Here is a 16,238-nt window from a genome sequence, read left to right as displayed (position 1 = left end):
CGCCTCACCCGCCGGAGAGGGAGTTTGCATCCATGTTCACCCCGGAGAGGGCTTTGAAATGAACATCTCCAGATTCTTTGTCGACCGGCCGGTCTTTGCCGGCGTTCTTTCGGTCCTCATCGTCGTTGCCGGCCTGATCGGCCTGCGGGCGCTGCCGATTTCCGAGTATCCCAACGTCGTGCCGCCGTCGGTCGTCGTGCGCGCCACCTATCCCGGCGCAAATCCGAGCGTCATTGCCGAAACCGTGGCGACACCGCTCGAAGAGCAGATCAACGGCGTCGAGGACATGCTCTACATGTCGAGCCAGGCGACGTCGGATGGCGTGCTCAATGTCACCGTCACCTTCAAGCTCGGCACCGACCCTGACAAGGCACAGCAGCTCGTGCAGAACCGCGTTTCGCAGGCCGAACCGCGCCTGCCGGCGGAGGTGCGCGCCCTCGGGATCACGACAGTCAAGAGCTCGCCCGACTTCATCATGGTCGTCAACCTCGTCTCCGACGGGAACAGCCACGACATCACCTATCTTCGCAACTACGCGACCTTGAACATCAAGGATCGGCTTGCCCGCATCCCCGGCGTCGGCCAGGTGCAGGTGTTCGGCGCCGGCGATTATTCGATGCGTGTATGGATCGACCCGCAGAAGGCCGCCGAGCATGAACTCGCCGCCAGCGACATCAGCAACGCGATCAGCTCGCAGAACGTCCAGGCGGCCGCCGGCATTATCGGCGCCTCGCCGAGCCAGCCGGGCGTCGACCTGCAGCTCAACGTGAATGCCCAGGGCCGCCTGCGTACGCCCGAGGAGTTCGGCAACATCATCGTTAAGACGGGCGCCAATGGCGAGATCACCCGCCTTCGCGACGTCGCCCGCATCGAGCTTGGCGCCGCCGACTATACGTTGCGGTCGCTGCTCGACGGCAAGCCGGCCGTCGCCGTGGCCGCCCTTCAGGCGCCCGGGTCGAATGCGATCGAAATCGCCGACAACGTGCGCGCAACCATGGATCAGCTGCAATTGGCCATGCCTGAGGGCGTCAAATACGAGATCGTCTACGATACGACGAAATTCGTCCGCTCCTCGATCGAGAAGGTCATCGACACGCTGCTTGAAGCCATCGCGCTCGTCGTCCTCGTCGTCATCGTCTTCCTGCAGACGTGGCGCGCTTCGATCATTCCGCTGATCGCGGTTCCGGTCTCCATCATCGGCACTTTCGCGGTCATGTATGTCTTCGGCTTCTCGATCAACGCGCTCAGTCTGTTCGGATTGGTGCTTGCCATCGGTATCGTGGTGGACGACGCGATCGTCGTCGTCGAAAACGTCGAGCGCAATATCGAGCATGGCCTGTCGCCGCGCGCGGCCACCTATAAGGCGATGAAGGAAGTGTCCGGTCCGATCATCGCGATCGCGCTGGTGCTCGTCGCGGTATTCGTGCCGCTCGCCTTCATCTCCGGCCTGTCGGGTCAGTTCTATCGTCAGTTCGCGCTGACGATCGCGATCTCGACCGTCATCTCGGCCTTCAACTCACTGACCCTGTCGCCGGCCCTCGCCGCCCTTCTGCTGAAGGGCCACGACGCGCCCAAGGACTGGCTGACGCGGTTCATGGACGCGATCTTCGGTTGGTTCTTCCGTGGCTTCAACCGCCTCTTCGGCGCAGGCTCGAATGCCTATGGCAAAGGTGTTGGCGGCCTGGTGTCGCGCAAGAGCATCGTCATGGTGGTCTACCTGGCGCTGGTCGGCGCGACCTACAGCATGTTCACCACGGTTCCCGGTGGCTTCGTGCCGTCGCAGGACAAGCAGTATCTGATCGGCTTCGCTCAGCTGCCGGATGCCGCAAGCCTCGACCGCACGGAAGACGTCATCAAGCGCATGACCGATATCGCGCTCGCGCAGCCCGGCGTCGCCAATGCAATCGCCTTCCCCGGCCTGTCGATCAACGGCTTCACCAACTCTTCGAATGCCGGCATCGTCTTCGTGACGCTGAAGGATTTCGAGGAGCGTAAGACGCCGGATCTTTCTGGCGGCGCCATCGCCATGGCGCTGAACCAGAAATTCGGCGCCATCCAGGATGCCTTCATCGCCATGTTCCCGCCGCCGCCGGTCAACGGTCTCGGCACGACCGGCGGTTTCAAGCTGCAGATCGAGGATCGCGCAGGCTTGGGCAACCAGGCGCTCGATGAGGCGACCAAGGCAGTGCTTGCCAGGGCCTACCAGACGCCTGAACTTGCCGGGCTGTTCTCCAGCTTCCAGATCAACGTGCCGCAGCTCTATGCCGATCTCGATCGCGCCAAGGCCGAGCAGCTCGGGGTTTCCGTCACCGACGTCTTCCAGACGCTGCAGATCTATCTCGGCTCGCTCTATGTGAACGATTTCAATGCGTTCGGCCGCACCTACAGCGTCCGGGTGCAGGCCGATGCGAAATTCCGCGCCCAGCCGGAAGATATCGGGCAGCTGAAGGTCCGTTCGGCATCGGGCGAGATGATCCCGCTTTCGGCGCTGCTGAAGGTGGAGCCGAGCACCGGTCCCGAACGCGCCAACCGTTACAACGGCTTCCTCGCCGCCGATATCAACGGCGGTCCGGCACCGGGCTTTTCGTCCGGCCAGGCGCAGGCGGCAATCGAGAAGATCCTTCGCGAGACACTGCCTGCCGGCATCGACTTCGAATGGACGGATCTGACCTATCAGCAGATTCTGGCCGGTAATTCGAGCGTCGTCGTTTTCCCGCTGGCGCTGCTGCTGGTCTTCCTGGTGCTGGCTGCCCAGTACGAGAGCCTGACCCTGCCGCTGGCGATCATCATGATCGTGCCGATGGGCGTGCTGGCCGCGCTGACGGGTGTCTGGCTCACCGGTGGAGACAATAATATCTTCACCCAGATCGGTCTCGTGGTGCTAGTCGGCCTCTCGGCGAAGAACGCGATCCTGATCGTGGAATTCGCCCGCGAACTGGAGTTCGAGGGCAGGACGCCGCGGGAGGCGGCGGTCGAGGCCAGTCGCCTTCGCCTTCGCCCGATCCTCATGACCTCCATGGCCTTCATCATGGGCGTCGTGCCGCTGGTCGCCTCCACGGGCGCCGGCGCGGAAATGCGTGCCGCCATGGGTGTCGCGGTGTTCTCCGGCATGATCGGCGTGACCTTCTTCGGCATCTTCATGACGCCGGTGTTCTACGTGCTGCTGCGACGGCTGACGGGCAACCGTCCGCTCATCCAGCACAAGCCGGACGAGCACAAGGAGGAAGAGGCCGAGGTCATCCGGCTAGCAGCGGAATAAACGGAATTCAATCTTCCTTTGTCGAGTAAATCGGGCGGGAACTTCGGTTCTCGCCCGTATCGATTTCCGACACCCGACGAAAATGCGTTACGTTCATCAAAACGGTTGCAACCGTGGACGAGGGGACTATCAAAGACGGATAGCAGATGGGAGGATCGGCGCGGCTCCATCTCCACCATCCGGGTAGTCGATGCCGGCAAGCCGGCGCGGTTGCGGAAATGGTGACGGAATGCAGTGCTTCGCTTCTCGACTTCAAAGAGAAGAATAGCCGATCGGGAGGATGATAATGACGGACAGCCAACCGAAGAAGCGCCGCCTGCGTTCGCAGGATTGGTTCGACAATCCCGATCATATTGACATGGCGGCGCTCTATCTCGAGCGTTTCATGAATTACGGCATCACGCCGGAAGAACTGCGGTCCGGCAGGCCGATCATCGGAATTGCCCAGAGCGGTAGCGATCTGACGCCCTGCAACAGGGTGCATGTCGAGCTCGCCAAGCGCGTGCGTGACGGTATTCGCGACGCTGGCGGCATCCCCATCGAATTTCCGACGCATCCGATCTTCGAGAACTGCAAGCGTCCGACCGCCGCCCTCGACCGCAATCTAGCCTATCTCGGCCTTGTCGAGATCCTCTACGGCTATCCGCTCGACGGGGTCGTGTTGACCACCGGCTGCGACAAGACCACGCCTTCGGCAATCATGGCTGCTTCGACAGTCGATATTCCGGCCATCGTGCTCTCCGGCGGGCCGATGCTCGATGGCTGGCACGAGGGGGAACTGGCCGGCTCCGGCACCGTCATCTGGCGGATGCGGCGGAAATATGCGGCCGGTGAAATCGATCGGGAGGAGTTTCTGCAGGCGGCGCTCGATTCGGCTCCATCCGTCGGTCACTGCAATACGATGGGCACCGCCTCGACGATGAATGCGCTGGCGGAAGCACTCGGCCTATCGCTCACCGGCTGCGGCGCCATTCCGGCCGCCTACCGGGAGCGGGGGCAGATGGCCTACCGCACCGGACGGCGCGCCGTCGAGATCGTGTTCGAGGATCTGAAGCCATCGGATATCCTGACGCGGGCCGCGTTCCTCAATGCGATCCGCACCAATTCGGCGATCGGCGGCTCGACCAATGCGCAGCCGCATCTGGCTGCCATGGCCAAGCACGCCGGCGTCGAACTTTATCCCGATGACTGGCAGGTGCACGGCTTCGATATCCCGCTTCTGGCCAATGTCCAGCCGGCGGGCGCCTATCTCGGCGAGCGCTATCACCGCGCGGGCGGCACGCCGGCGATCATGTGGGAGCTGCTGCAGGCCGGAAAGCTCGACGGCGACTGTCGCACGGTGACGGGGAGGACGATGGCCGAGAACCTGAAAGGCCGCCAGGCCAGCGACCGCGAGGTCATCCGGCCTTTCGACGAACCGCTGAAGGAGCGGGCGGGCTTCCTCGTCCTCAAGGGCAATCTCTTCGATTTCGCGATCATGAAGATGAGCGTAGTCTCGGAAGATTTCCGCCAGCGCTATCTTCTGGAGCCCGGGCGGGAAGGTGTTTTCGAGGGCAGGGCGGTGGTTTTCGATGGTTCCGAGGATTATCACAGGCGCATCAACGACCCTGAACTCGGCGTCGACGAGGATACCATCCTCGTCATCCGCGGAGCGGGGCCGCTCGGCTGGCCTGGATCGGCTGAGGTCGTCAACATGCAGCCGCCGGATCATCTCCTGAAACGCGGCATCCGGAGTCTGCCGACGATCGGCGACGGCCGTCAGTCGGGCACCGCCGACAGTCCATCGATTCTCAACGCCTCGCCGGAAAGTGCAGCCGGTGGCGGCCTCGCCTGGCTTCGGACCGGCGATGTCATCCGCATCGATTTCAATGTGGGGCGCTGCGACATGCTGGTGGATGACGCCGAGATCGAGCGGCGCAAGGCCGACGGCATTCCGGCGGTGCTGGCGGATGCGACGCCGTGGCAGCGGATCTACCGCCGCTCGGTCACGCAACTGTCTGACGGCGCGGTTTTAGAGGGGGCTTCGGAGTTCCGCCAGATCGCGAAAAACACGCCACGGCACAACCATTGATGTGGTTTGAACGCAGATTGCAATCTCATGATCCAAAAAGGAACGTCGTAACGAACAGTTCACCTAGTGACCAGTTCGGGCGTCCGCACAAGGCTTCTTTAATGCCGGCTTGAGACCATATTGCAATTAAGGAAGCTTCCAAGGCTGAGACCGCGTTGTCAGAAAACAAAGCCACACGATCCGAACAAGAGTTCCAGGATCTTCTGCGCCGGCTCGAACTCGCCCTCGATGCATCCCGGATCGGAGTCTGGGAGTACAGCATCGCCAAGGGCGGGATCTTGTGGGATGCGCAGATGCACCGGCTCTACGAAACCGGCGAGACATGCCGACATGTGCCGGCATGGTTCTGGTCGAATGCGATCCACCCTGATGACCGCGAGCGGGCCGAAAGCGATTTCGAACAGGCGATCACGGCGCGAGGCGCATACGACTCGCAATTCCGGATCGTGCTGCCGAGCGGCGAGATCCGCCACCTTCGCTCGCGGGCGCATTTCTATGTGGATGCGGAGGGGGCGCCCTCCTTCATCGGCGCCGAATGGGATGTGACGGCCGACGTGCAGCTCAACGCGGAACTCGAGCGACAGAAGATGGTGGCCGAGGCGAGAGCGCTGGCGCTTGAGGAAAGCAATGCGCGCATCGAGCATGTTGCCGATCATGATTACCTTACCGGTCTGCCGAACCGCCGCCTGCTCGACAAACGGCTCGCAGAGCTGCCGGCGGACCGGAGCGTCACGACGCTTGGCGTCCTGCATCTCGATCTCGACCAGTTCAAGCAGATCAACGACAGCCACGGCCATGCGGCCGGCGATGCGGTGCTGCGGGCCGCGGCCCTTCGCATCACCGCTGCCATTCCCGCGAACGGTATGGTTGCCCGCGTTGGCGGCGACGAGTTCGTTATCGTGCTCGTCAATTTCGCCGATCTCGCGGAATTGAGATTGATCACAGAGGATGTTCAGCGGCGGCTGCGGAAGAAGATCCGTTTCGGTCAAGAGATGCTGCAATCCGGTGCATCGATCGGCGTTTCATGGAGCGGCGATCGGCGGGCACGCAACCTCCTGGCCGAATCCGACCTGGCGCTCTATCAAGCCAAGAAGCTTGGGCGCAACCGCATCGAATTCTTTACGAGGCAACTGCAGGAAGATCTGCGATCGAAACGCCGCCTGGCTGAAGAGCTCAAGCTCGGTCTGGATCGCGGCGAGATTGTTCCCTATTATCAGGTGCAGCTCGACGCCCAAACGCGCGAGGTGATCGGCTTCGAGGCGCTGGCCCGCTGGAAACATCCCGAGAAGGGCGTGCTTGCGCCGGGGGTGTTCCTCAAGGTCGCCGACGAGCACGGGCTTGCGGCCGAGATCGACGCCGCGATTCTGAAGAGCGTTCTCGAAGACCGGTTGTCCTGGCAGTTGCGGGGCGTTGCGGTTCCGCGCATCGCCGTCAACATTTCGGCGTCGCGCCTTGCCGATCCGGCGCTGCTCGGCAAATTGAAGAAGCTCGATATTCCGCCGGGCGCAGTCGTGTTCGAGCTGGTCGAGACGATTTTCCTGGACGACAGCGACGAAAAGCTGCTCGATCATATCGATGACATCAAACAGCTGGGCATCGACATCGAAATCGACGATTTCGGATCGGGCCATGCCTCGCTCATCGGTCTCGTCAAGCTGCGGCCGAAGCGGCTGAAGATCGACCGGCAACTCGTTGCTGAGGTCGTCAGCTCGGACGAGCAGCGGCGCGTCGTAGGATCAATCGTCGAGATCGCCAAGGCGCTCGATGTCGAGGTGATCGCCGAGGGCATAGAGACCGAGGCACACGCCGCGGTGCTGGCGCAGTTGGGTTGCGACGGTCTGCAGGGTTATGCGTTCGGCTATCCCGCGCCGGCAGCCCAGACAGACCGGCTGTTCCCTTCGCTCGCGGGCGGAGTGGAAAAGCAAAGGGCAGCGATAGGTGGCTGATTTCCGCTGAAATGCTTCTTGGTCTTCGGGGTTGAGTAAGCGAGAGGTTTCGGCGCGACATTTATTCGCGCCGGCAGGACGATTATTGGGCGCCAAGTAATTTTCTTGAGCTTGCAACGGCATTGTTTCATGGTAATGCGGAAACGAAGCTTACTGAAAACGACTATAGGCGTGGTCAAGACCATCGGCGCTGCTTCTCCATCATTCGCAGGTGCGGTGGCGGTGACCTGACAATTGCTTTGCCGTTGGCGGGATGGACTTGCGGGACATTCAATCTGGGAAGGGCGCATGAATTCGGAATTTGCCGTTCGTTCGATGCGGCCCGGCGAATTGGAACTCGTGCTCGAATGGGCGCGTCAGGAGGGGTGGAACCCGGGTCTCGACGATTCGTTTGCATTCCTCGAAGCCGATCCGTCGGGATTTTTCGTCGGCTCCGTCGGTGAAGTCCCCGTCGGCTCGCTCTCAGTCGTCAAATATGGCGACAGCTTCGCCTTTCTCGGCCTCTACATCGTTCACCCGGATTTCCGCGGCAAGGGCTATGGCAAGGCGATCTGGGAAGCGGGGATCGCCACGGCGGAAGGTCGGACGATCGGTCTCGACGCCGTTGCCGCGCAGCAGGGGAATTATCGCAAGGCTGGCTTTGAGCCCGCCTATTCCACCATTCGTTACGGCGGCGTTGCCTCCTCTTTGCCGGGCTCGACGCTTGTCGCGCAGCCGGCGCTGGATTCACGCCTGGAAGGGCTGCAGCGTTATGATGCGGCGATCTTTCCGCAGCCGCGGGATGCCTTCCTCGCCACGTGGTGCAGCAGCCGTAAGGGGCGGCGTACGGCTGTGGTCCGCAAAAGCCACAAGATCCGCGGCTACGGCACGATCCGCCGCTGCTATGAAGGCTACAAGATCGGCCCGCTTTTCGCCAACGATGCAGACAGCGCCGCGGCGCTGCTTGTCGAATTAATCCCCGAAGCAAAGGGCGCTCAGATCTTCATCGACATCCCCGTCGAAAACCGCGAGGCGATCGCGCTTGCCGAAAGCATAGGCCTCCAGCCGGTGTTCGAGACCATGCGGATGTATCGGGGACCAGCGCCAGCCATCCCGTTGAAGCATGTCTTCGGAGTGACGACGCTGGAGCTTGGTTAGCTAGTCCACGGGCGAGGCGGGCACGGTGGGAGCGGACGCTTTCGGTCGGCCCTTTTCGGCGATCGCGATGCCGCCGAGCGTCAGCATCAGCGCTATCATATGGAAGGACTGAAGCCGTTCTCCGATCAGAACGACGGAGAGCAGTGTTCCGAACACCGGCACGAGATTGATGAAGAGACCGGCGCGGTTGGCGCCGATAGCCTCGACACCCTTGATATATAGGATCTGCGCCAGCAATGAGGGGAAGATCGCCGTATAGAAGGTGATGCTCCAACCGGCCTGGTCCGGCCACTGCGCAACGCCGCGGGCGATCTCCCAAAGAAGCAGCGGCAGCGAGGTCAGCATGGCGGCGAGGGCGGGAAAGGCCATCAGCGTGCGCCAATCCACCGCCGGTTTCCAGCGCAGGAAGATGGTGTAGAGCGCATAGGCGGCAATCGCGATCAGCATCAGCCCGTCGCCCCGGTTGAGCTGCAATTGCAGCAGCGTGGCGAGGTCGCCATGGGAAGCCGTCAGCGCCACGCCCAGCAGCGTCATGCCGAAGCCGAAACATTGCGCCAGCGAGATACCAGTGCGGAAAAAGAAGAAATTCAACAGGAAGATCAGCATCGGAATGCCGGCTTGCTCGATGGCGACGTTGATCGCCGTCGTATATTTTACCGCCGAGTAGAGCATGGCGTTGAAGAGTGTATAGCCGATGGCGCCGTAGCAAAGGAGCAGTGGCAGGTTTTTCCTCGCCACGGGCCAATCCTTCTTCAGTTGCGGCACGGATATCAAGGCGATGAGCGCGACGGCGAGGAACCAACGCAGAAAGGTCAGCATCATCGGGCTGATATGACCGACCGCAAGTTTGCCGGCGACGGAGTTGCCGCCCCAGCAGAGGGTGGCGATGACGAGGCAGATATAGGCTGTGGCTTGCAAGAGCGTGCTTCCTCGTCACTTTGCTAGAGATAATCGGCTTTTTCCCAGGGGAAATAGACTGCCGGCTGCTGATTTGTCACGTAAAAAGCCCAATCGGCTGTGACAACAGGGTCGCTTTCCCAAAAACAAAGCTTTATAGATGCGCGGGTTTGAGCAGGTGCGCGGTTCTCCGCCGGTAACAGGAAGAGTTGGATGACGAACGTAGTCGTGGTCGGTTCGCAATGGGGTGACGAAGGCAAAGGCAAAATTGTCGATTGGCTTTCGGAACGTGCGGATATTGTCGTGCGCTATCAGGGCGGCCACAATGCCGGCCATACGCTCGTCATCGACGGCACGAGCTATAAGCTCTCGCTGTTGCCTTCCGGCGTCGTGCGTCCCGGCAAGATGGCTGTGATCGGCAACGGCGTCGTCGTCGATCCGCATGCCCTGATCGCCGAGATCGGCCGGCTGGAGGCGCAGGGCGTTAAGGTGACGCCTGATAATCTGCGGATCGCCGACAATGCGACGCTCATCCTGTCGCTGCACCGCGAGCTCGACGCGATGCGCGAGGATGCGGCGTCCAACAGCGGCACGAAGATCGGCACGACGCGCCGCGGCATCGGCCCGGCCTATGAGGACAAGGTCGGCCGCCGCGCCATCCGGGTCATGGATCTTGCCGATCTCGACAGCCTTTCCGGCAAGGTCGACCGCATCCTGACGCATCACAATGCGCTTCGCCGCGGCCTCGGCGTCGCCGAGGTCAGCCACCAGGCGATCATGGACGAACTGACCTCGATCGCCGATCGGGTGCTGCCGTTCCGCGACACGGTCTGGTTGTTGCTTGATAAGGAGCGTCGCAAGGGCGCCCGCATCCTGTTCGAAGGCGCGCAGGGCAGTTTGCTCGACATCGATCACGGCACCTATCCTTTCGTAACCTCCTCCAACACCGTGGCCGGCCAGGCGGCGGCCGGTTCCGGCATGGGACCTGGCTCACTCGGCTATATCCTCGGCATCACCAAGGCCTATACGACACGCGTCGGCGAAGGTCCGTTCCCGACGGAGCTAACCGACGAAATCGGCCAGTTCCTGGGTGAGAAGGGGCATGAGTTCGGTACCGTGACGGGGCGCAAGCGTCGCTGCGGCTGGTTCGACGCAGCATTGGTGCGCCAGTCGGTCGCCACCAACGGCATCACCGGCATCGCGCTCACCAAGCTCGACGTGCTCGACGGTCTCGAGGAATTGAAGATCTGCGTCGGTTATATGCTCGACGGCGAGCAGATTGATCATCTTCCCGCAAGCCAGGGAGCGCAAGCTCGGGTCGAACCGATCTATGTCACGCTGGAGGGATGGAAAGAATCGACCGTCGGCGCCCGCAGTTGGGCGGATCTTCCGGCGCAGGCGATCAAGTATGTTCGCCAGGTCGAAGAACTGATCGGAGCGCCGGTCGCGCTCCTTTCCACCAGTCCGGAACGGGACGACACGATACTTGTGACCGATCCGTTTGAGGATTAAGGTCACGGCCCACTGTGGAGGACAGTTCGGCAGAAGGCCGGACTTCTTGAGAAAGTAAGAATGGCGGATTTTATTGCAGTTATTCGGCGGGCCGTCGATGGCCTGGCTGAAAATACCCCCGAGATGCGGGTGAAAGTCTACGAGCGTGCTCGCGGCGCAGTGCAGCGGCAGCTCGAGAATATGAAGCCGCGTCCGCCGGAAGCCATGCTGCAACGCCAGCTCGAAAAGCTCGAGGCCGCCATCCGCGAAGTGGAGGCTGAACACTCCGAAGCGCTGCCCCTCGATGAGGCGGCTGGCGCCGGCGCCGCGCCGGAAATCTTGGAAGAACAAGCGGTTCCTGACGAAAGCACGTCGCCGCCTGCGCCCCAGACGGCTGTCGACGAGCCGGCCGGTGAAGCCGATGCGGGATCGCCGACGACCGACGCAGCCCACGAGCCGGATCACCTGGAAGCCGACGCACGGCAGGAAACTGAGGAAGAGGTCGCGGCTGAGGAGCCCCTTTCCGCGGAACCTGAGCCCGAACAAACACCTGTTTCCGCTGAGACAGCTGCACCCGTCGAGGCCTATTGGCACCCCTCGCATGAGGAGGAGGCGCCGGCCGAGGAATGGCATGCCGGCGAGGCGCGTGACGTCGCCGCCGAAGAAATGCAGCCGGAACATCACGGCTTCGAAACGCCATCTGCCGATCATTCCTACGAGGAAGCCGACGAGCATCGTGCCGATGAGCAGCATCCCCAGGAGATCGCGGCCGAACCGGCGATGGCGGAAAGCCATGAGCCGAAGGCCGAGGCAGCTTACGAGCCCATCGAGTCGTTTCAGCCGATCACACGCGGCATGGAGCATGCATCCAACCGGCTCGTGGAGCCGGTCGCCGATTTCGATCGGGCGGAATTCGTCGAACATAGCCGCGAGGAGCCGCTGCAGGCGGATGCTGCGGGACATTTCGATCCTGTCTGGGCCGAGCCTGCCGTCGAGACGCCGGCTCCGGCGCCCAAGGATGCTGAGACCGAATGGGCCGAAGAGGAGCTCCGGCAATATTCGGAAACGGCGCCGGTCACCGGCGACGCTTCGGCGCGTGCCTTCGAAGACGTGATATCGAGTCTCGAGAAAATGGCGCCCGCCGCTGTCATGCCGGCCGCCAAGGAAGCTTTCTCCTGGGAGAAGGCTGCCTTTGACGACCTGCCGCCGATCGAGGCAGGCACCGACAAGAAGACGCCCGTTTCATCGCATTTCGACGACGTTGATATCTTCGCGGAGGTGCACGACGGCAAGCCTACACCCCCCGCCGGCGCGCCGAGCGAGGAGTGGCGCGAAGCGAAGGCCCTGCGTGGCTATGACCGCCGCGGTCCGATCGCCGCCGACGATGACGACGCCAATCCGGCGATGGATATCGATCAGATCGTCGCCTCGAAGCTGCAGGGCAAGAATTTCCGCATGGAACCGAAGCGCCGCCGCTTCGGCATCGGCACGATAATCACTCTCCTCTTCGCGCTTATCCTGATCGGTGGCGGCGCCTATGCCGGCTGGATGAACAGAGAAGCGCTGGTGGCGATGGTCGATGGGCTTGTCAGCTCGGCGCCATCGCAGGCTACGAGAAACGAGGCGGCAATGACGCCGGCGGGGTCCGAGACGTCGACTCAGGCCACGCCGACTCCAGCCCAGCCAGTTGCGCCGGAAGCGCAGAATCCGCCGCCGGCCGCGGCACAGCCGAACCAGCAAGTGGCGTCATTGAACAATGACGGCGCGGCGGCCAATTCCAAATTTACGCAACGACTGCTTTCCGACGGAACTGAAGTCGATAGCGGTCCGGCGACGGTGCCGGGAACGCCGACTGCCGAAGGAAAATCGGTGGCCGAACAGAATGTTGCGGCAGCGGATACGCCGCCCGCCAGCGCGCAAGGCGATGCGGCCCCGCCCGAAACGCTGACGCCGAACGGTCCCACGGCATCGCCGCAGCAGGCTGCGCCGGTCGGTTCGTCGGAAAAAATGTTCCTCTATGAGGAGCGTATCGGCCAGAGCTCGCCGACGGCCATCGAGGGAACGGTCGTCTGGAGCGTCCAGCACGAGGCCGGCCAGGACGGCCGGCAGGAGGCGACGGTGCAGGGCAACGTCAGCGTTCCCGAGCGCAACCTCTCCGCTCTCGTTACCTTCAAGCGCAACTCCGATCCGTCCCTGCCGGCAAGTCATCTCGTCGAGATCGTCTTCTCGGTGCCGCCGAATTTCGAAGGCGGCAGCATCGAGAGCGTCCAGCGCATTTCGATGAAGCGCACGGAACAGGATCGCGGCGACGCGCTGATCGCGGTTCCGGCCAAGATCACCGATGATTTCCACATGATTGCGCTCAACGACTATCCCGATGCGCGCAAGGCCAATCTCGATCTGTTGTCGACCCGCAACTGGATCGATATTCCGATCACCTACCGCAACGGCCGCCGTGCGCTGCTGACAATGGAGAAGGGGGGCACGGGAACGAACGCCTTCAATACAGCCATCAAGGAGTGGACTGCACTCGGGGATGTCTCCACGAGCCAGTGAGTGGGTTCTCGATGCCTTGTGCCACCGGCCTCCTCATTCGCCGGCTGGCTCCCGCTGGCGTCGAGCCACAGGTCTCGACCCGTCCTTCGGACCCCCGCTGGGGAGAAGAGAATCGTGGCAAGCTCCTGTCTTTCATAAAGCATTCTTTTTGGAAATGAGGGCGAGCAGCTTGCTCCTCCTCTTCTCCCCAGCAGACGGTGGCCCGAAGGGTCGGATGAGGGGGCTGCACGGCACCCCTTTGACGTCCTTCCCGCAGCCGTCGCCCGCTACAAAACAAAAACGCCACCTCCCGTCTAGGAGGTGGCGTTTGCAATTCTCGAGCTCAGCCGATCAGGCCGTGGCTTCGACGACGCGAATGGCCTTGGCGCGTTCCAGGGCTTCCTTGCGAACAGCATCCTGCACCTTTTCAAAGGCGCGGACTTCGATCTGACGGACGCGTTCGCGGCTGATGTCGAACTCGGCCGAGAGATCTTCCAGCGTCACCGGATCCTCGGCAAGGCGGCGGGCCTCGAAGATGCGACGCTCGCGTTCGTTCAGAACACCCATTGCTTTGGCCAGCATGCGCCGGCGGGTTTCGAGCTCATCCTGTTCGATCAGCACGTCTTCCTGGCTCTCATGGTCGTCCACAAGCCAATCCTGCCATTGACCGCTGTCGCCTTCGGCCGCCTTGATCGGCGCGTTCAGCGAGGCGTCGCCGGAGAGACGGCGGTTCATCGAGATGACCTCCTCCTCCGAGACGTTCAGCTTGGTGGCGATTTCCGAGACGTGCTCCGGCTTCAGGTCGCCGTCGTCGATCGCCTGGATGCGGCCCTTCAGCCGGCGCAGATTAAAGAACAGGCGCTTCTGGTTGGCGGTCGTGCCCATTTTCACCAGCGACCACGACCGTAGGATATATTCCTGGATCGAGGCCTTGATCCACCACATGGCGTAGGTGGCGAGGCGGAAGCCGCGTTCGGGATCGAATTTCTTGACGGCCTGCATCAGACCGACATTGCCTTCAGAGACGACTTCGCCGATCGGCAGGCCGTAGCCGCGATAACCCATCGCGATCTTCGCGACGAGGCGAAGATGGCTGGTGACGAGTTTATGGGCAGCGTCGCGGTCGCCATGCTCGGCATAACGCTTGGCCAACATATATTCCTGCTGCGGCTCCAGCATCGGGAATTTGCGGATTTCGTCGAGATAACGGTTGAGACCGGCTTCGCCGGCGGTAATGGACGGCAAGGTATTTCGGGCCATAGTGCACCCTCCTAAAGTGAATTCCGGCTCCCGATGGAAACGCGCCCCCGCGTTAAAAGGCGAACCGGGACGTGCGGCTTTTGTTCCAAGCCCGCACTAAGTCCATATACAGATAAGTATGGCGAAACGGCGGTTCAAGGTGCCGCTCACGCAGGTGTGAGGCGGCGAGAGCGGTGTCCCGAAGCCGCTTTATCGTCGCAATGCCTCGACCAGTTTCACCATATCGTCCGGCAGCGGTATTTCGAAATGCTTGAGTTCGCCGGTGCGGGGATGCTCGAATTGCAGCATGAAGGCATGCAGTGCCTGACGGCCGAAACCATTGACAACCTTGCGGATCTCTTCGGGCAGCAGATTGGCCTTGGTCCTGAAGCCGGCGCCGTAAACGATGTCGCCAACGAGCGGATGACCGATATGGGCCATGTGCACGCGAATCTGATGGGTGCGGCCGGTTTCCAAGTGGCACTCGACCAGCGACGCGAGCGCGGTCGCGTCAGGGTTCTCCTGGAAGCGCTCGATCACTTCGTAGTGGGTGATCGCCGCGTCGGCATCCTGGCTGTCGGTGCGCTTGACGGCCCGGCGGGTGCGGTCGCCGGTGGCGCGGCCGAGAGGCGCATCGATTGTTCCCGACAGAGTGCGGGGACGGCCCCAGACGACTGCCCGGTAAGCCCGCTCCAGCGGCATGGTGCGGCCGTGGTCGGCAAATTGAAGCGAGAGGTGGCGATGGGCGACGTCGTTCTTGGCGACGACCATGACGCCTGTCGTGTCCTTGTCGAGACGATGGACAATGCCAGGTCGGCGCACGCCGCCGATGCCGGAGAGCGTATCGCCGCAATGATGGATCAGCGCGTTGACCAGAGTTCCTGTCCAGTTACCGGAGCCGGGATGGACGACCAGACCTGCCGGTTTCGATATGACGATAAGGTCATCGTCCTCATAAAGGATGTCGAGCGGGATATCTTCGCCCTTTGGGGTCGGGTCTTCAGGTTCGGGCAGGGTGATTTCGAAGCTGTCGCCGACGCGCACCTTGCGCTGCGGATCGGTAACCTGCTCGCCTCGCAAAGAAACCAGCCCCTCCTTGATCAGCGCCTTGATGCGGCTGCGGGAAAAATCCTTACCGACCTGCGCGGTCAGCCATGCGTCGAGCCGGCCTTCGGCGGTTTCATCGGCGGTCAGGACTTTTCTAATGCCGGCTGCTTGTTTAAAGGGGTCGCTCAAGACGCTTCTTCTCCGACGTATTTTTAGAACGGAACGCACAGATGACCGCAATCGAGCCAGACGACCAGGAAGAGAAGCCCCTTGATCCGGCGATGGAAAGTGTCCGGCGCAAGATGGTCCGCCTGCAGATTGTATCCGGCGCCATCATGTTCGTCAGCCTTATGGCGGTCTTCGGCGCTGTTGTCTACAAGACGATGCGCGAGCCCAAGGAGACCGCGTCCACTGCCGCAGCTTCCGGTGTGCCTTCGGATGCACCGCTTGCTGCGACCCTTTCCCTGCCGCTCGGGTTCAAGGTGCAGTCAACCTCGTTTTCGGCGGGACAGATCCTGTTCTATGGAGAAACGGTTGAAGGCACGAGGAAGGCGCTGGTATTCGATCTGAGGACCGGCCGCACCGTCGCCGACGTCACCGTCGCCGGGAATTGAGG

10 protein-coding genes are annotated in these 16,238 nt (G+C 62.1%); 7 read left to right on the top strand and 3 right to left on the bottom strand.

Annotated features, from left to right (window positions below):
* Nucleotides 1-58 precede the first annotated feature (58 nt).
* The 4 genes from NL154_RS16100 to NL154_RS16085 all read left to right on the top strand — a co-directional run bounded on the left by NL154_RS16100 (nucleotide 59) and on the right by NL154_RS16085 (nucleotide 8,413).
* Nucleotides 59-3,259, top strand: a complete 3,201-nt coding sequence (locus NL154_RS16100) for an efflux RND transporter permease subunit (protein WP_221164715.1) — start codon at nucleotides 59-61, stop codon at nucleotides 3,257-3,259.
* Between the two features lie 286 nt (nucleotides 3,260-3,545).
* The gene (locus NL154_RS16095; protein ID WP_210630064.1) at nucleotides 3,546-5,330 is read left to right on the top strand and encodes an IlvD/Edd family dehydratase; all 1,785 of its coding nucleotides are present in this window, start codon (nucleotides 3,546-3,548) and stop codon (nucleotides 5,328-5,330) included.
* A 155-nt stretch (nucleotides 5,331-5,485) separates the two neighbouring features.
* Nucleotides 5,486-7,276, top strand: coding sequence for a putative bifunctional diguanylate cyclase/phosphodiesterase (locus NL154_RS16090; protein ID WP_221164714.1), 1,791 nt, complete (start codon nucleotides 5,486-5,488; stop codon nucleotides 7,274-7,276).
* Nucleotides 7,277-7,564: 288 nt separating this feature from the next.
* Nucleotides 7,565-8,413, top strand: coding sequence for a GNAT family N-acetyltransferase (locus tag NL154_RS16085; protein ID WP_221144655.1), 849 nt, complete (start codon nucleotides 7,565-7,567; stop codon nucleotides 8,411-8,413).
* Here NL154_RS16085 and NL154_RS16080 read toward each other — a convergent pair whose 3' ends face one another.
* On the bottom strand, nucleotides 8,414-9,331 hold the full coding sequence (locus tag NL154_RS16080) for a DMT family transporter (RefSeq protein ID WP_221144657.1): 918 nt from the start codon (nucleotides 9,329-9,331) through the stop codon (nucleotides 8,414-8,416). It lies immediately after the preceding gene.
* 192 nt (nucleotides 9,332-9,523) lie between these two features.
* On the opposite strand from NL154_RS16080, the gene NL154_RS16075 reads away from it, so the two are divergent.
* Nucleotides 9,524-10,822 (top strand): adenylosuccinate synthase, encoded by a 1,299-nt coding sequence (locus NL154_RS16075; RefSeq protein ID WP_210630071.1) that lies wholly within the window; start codon nucleotides 9,524-9,526, stop codon nucleotides 10,820-10,822.
* 60 nt (nucleotides 10,823-10,882) lie between these two features.
* On the top strand, nucleotides 10,883-13,357 hold the full coding sequence (locus tag NL154_RS16070) for a hypothetical protein (protein ID WP_434732959.1): 2,475 nt from the start codon (nucleotides 10,883-10,885) through the stop codon (nucleotides 13,355-13,357).
* A gap of 330 nt (nucleotides 13,358-13,687) precedes the next feature.
* Here the strand turns inward: NL154_RS16070 and rpoH are convergent, their stop codons facing one another.
* Both rpoH and NL154_RS16060 read right to left on the bottom strand, forming a co-directional pair.
* Nucleotides 13,688-14,596 carry an RNA polymerase sigma factor RpoH gene (gene rpoH, locus NL154_RS16065; RefSeq protein ID WP_434732958.1) on the bottom strand — a complete coding sequence of 303 codons (909 nt, stop codon included), beginning with the start codon at nucleotides 14,594-14,596 and terminating at the stop codon, nucleotides 13,688-13,690.
* Between the two features lie 189 nt (nucleotides 14,597-14,785).
* Complete coding sequence (locus tag NL154_RS16060) at nucleotides 14,786-15,811, bottom strand: RluA family pseudouridine synthase (RefSeq protein WP_434732957.1); 1,026 nt, start codon at nucleotides 15,809-15,811, stop codon at nucleotides 14,786-14,788.
* Nucleotides 15,812-15,852: 41 nt separating this feature from the next.
* Between NL154_RS16060 and NL154_RS16055 the strand changes: the two genes are divergently transcribed.
* On the top strand, nucleotides 15,853-16,236 hold the full coding sequence (locus NL154_RS16055; RefSeq protein ID WP_064804557.1) for a hypothetical protein: 384 nt from the start codon (nucleotides 15,853-15,855) through the stop codon (nucleotides 16,234-16,236).
* Nucleotides 16,237-16,238 lie beyond the last annotated feature (2 nt).

The sequence above is a fragment of the Rhizobium sp. YTUHZ044 genome (genome assembly GCF_051123975.1).
GTDB lineage: Bacteria > Pseudomonadota > Alphaproteobacteria > Rhizobiales > Rhizobiaceae > Rhizobium.
The sequence above is the reverse complement of the archived record's forward strand: the minus strand, read 5'-3'. Positions and strand labels throughout refer to the sequence as shown.